A 719-nucleotide genomic window follows, 5' to 3' on the forward strand; every position below is an offset into this window, starting at 1 on the left:
GTGGCCCAGGAAGCCGAGTTCATCATCGTCATGGTCCCCGACACCCCACAGGTCGAAGCCGTCCTGTTCGGTGAAAACGGCGTGGCCGAAGGCGTTGGCCCGAACAAGATCGTGATCGACATGAGCTCGATCTCGCCCACCGCCACCAAGGTCTTCGCCGAGAAGATCAAGGCCACCGGCGCCGCCTACCTGGACGCCCCGGTCTCCGGCGGTGAAGTCGGCGCCAAGGCCGGCACCCTGAGCATCATGGTCGGCGGCTGCCCGAACGCCTTCGAACGCGCCCTGCCGCTGTTCGAGGCCATGGGCAAGAACATCACCCGCGTCGGCGGCAATGGCGACGGCCAGACCGCCAAGGTGGCCAACCAGATCATCGTCGCCCTGAACATCCAGGCCGTCGGCGAGGCCCTGCTGTTCGCCGCCAAGAACGGCGCCGACCCGGCCAAGGTCCGCGAAGCGCTGATGGGCGGCTTCGCCTCCTCGAAGATCCTCGAAGTGCATGCCGAGCGCATGATCAAGGGCACCTTCGACCCGGGCTTTCGCATCAACCTGCACCAGAAGGACCTGAACCTGGCCCTGCAAGGCGCCAAGGAGCTGGGCATCAACCTGCCCAACACCGCCAACGCCCAGCAAGTGTTCAGCACCTGCGTCGCCCTCGGCGGCGGCAACTGGGACCACTCGGCGCTGATCAAAGGCCTGGAGCACATGGCCAACTTCTCGAT

At 65.8% G+C, this 719-nt stretch carries 1 protein-coding gene; it reads left to right on the top strand.

The window, feature by feature from the left end:
- The coding region (locus NJF35_RS24595) for a 2-hydroxy-3-oxopropionate reductase (protein WP_253091622.1) at positions 1-719 on the top strand (719 nt) is incomplete at both ends.

The sequence above is a fragment of the Pseudomonas guariconensis genome, from assembly GCF_024127895.1.
GTDB classification, from domain to species: Bacteria; Pseudomonadota; Gammaproteobacteria; order Pseudomonadales; family Pseudomonadaceae; genus Aquipseudomonas; species Aquipseudomonas guariconensis_B.